Here is a 1,371-nt window from a genome sequence, read left to right as displayed (position 1 = left end):
AGGCCGCGGAGAAAGGCGCCCTGGTGCTGGGAGCATCGACCGACGAGCCGGGGTACCCCGTGCATCGCGCGGCGATGGATGGGGAGCGATGATGCGAGGCGCCGCCCGGGCGGCGCGAGCCGGACAGTCCTGTTGCCGGAGCCTCCCAGAGGCTCCGGCAACAGGACGTTCGATCAGGGAGCGGCGTCCGGGCGGATGGATCGCGAGGCGGCGGAGGGAGGCGCCCTGTGTTGGGCGTCGACCGACGACAACGACGCGAGGCGCCGCCCGGGCGGCGCGAGCCGGACAGTCCTATTGCCGGAGCCTCTAAGGATGGCGTGTTGTCCATGACTGACACCGACGACGCGGCGGGTGGTCCTGGCCAGGACCACCCGCACGATCTTTCCGATAGCGAGTCCACCAGTACCCGTTCCCCGCGCGTCGCAACAGCTGAGCAGCAGGAGTGTCCCGTCCTGTCCCTGCTCGCCGAAAATGCCGATCTTGACCGGCTCGTGAGCGGCGCGCATCATGATCCACACAGTATCCTCGGCGCCCATCCCCGTGGCGACTATACGATCGTGCGGGCGCTGCGGCCGGACGCGGTGAGCGTCGCAGTCCTCACCGAAGGTGAACGCTACGAATGTGCCCGGCTGCACAGCGGCGGGGTGTTCGCCGTGGCGCTGCCTACCAGCACGGTCCCCGATTACCGCCTCGAGGTCGGCTACTGCGACGCCACCCACGTCGTCGACGATCCCTACCGCTACCTGCCGACGCTCGGGGAGATGGACCGCCATCTCATCGGTGAGGGCCGCCACGAGCAGCTCTGGAAGGCGCTCGGCGCGCGGGTACGGTGCTACCCGAGCGCAACCGGCGAGATCCACGGAGTCGGTTTCGCCGTGTGGGCGCCGAACGCGCGGGGCGTCCGGGTCGTGGGTGACTTCGACTTCTGGGACGGTCGCGCCTACCCGATGCGCTCGCTGGGGGCGGCGGGCGTGTGGGAGCTGTTCGTGCCCGGCATCGGCGGCGGCTGCCGCTACAAGTACGAGATCCTCGGTTTCGACGGTGTCTGGCGGCAGAAGGCCGATCCCCTCGCGCTGCACACCGAGAACCCACCGGCCACGGCGAGCATCGTCTTCGAGTCCGACTACACCTGGGGCGATCAGGCATGGCTCGCGCGCCGCCGCGAGACCCCGTGGCACGCCGCGCCGATGTCAGTCTACGAGGTGCACCTGGGGTCGTGGCGCAAGGGACTGTCCTACCGGGAACTCGCCGACGAACTCGTGGACCACGTGCGGGAGCTGGGGTTCACCCACGTCGAGCTGCTCCCGGTCGCTGAGCATCCATTCGGCGGCTCGTGGGGCTACCAGGTGTCCGCCTACTACGCCCCGACGT

Annotated in this window: 1 pseudogene; it reads left to right on the top strand. The window is 69.6% G+C overall.

Features of this window, described 5'->3' with window-relative positions:
- Nucleotides 1–326: 326 nt before the first annotated feature.
- Nucleotides 327–1,371, top strand: a pseudogene (locus MJ783_RS17860) (1,4-alpha-glucan branching enzyme); the annotation flags it as partial.

It is taken from the genome of Protofrankia sp. Cj3, from assembly GCF_917627355.1.
Classification (GTDB): Bacteria; Actinomycetota; Actinomycetes; order Frankiales; family Frankiaceae; genus Protofrankia.
This window is presented reverse-complemented; position numbering and strand designations above follow the sequence as displayed.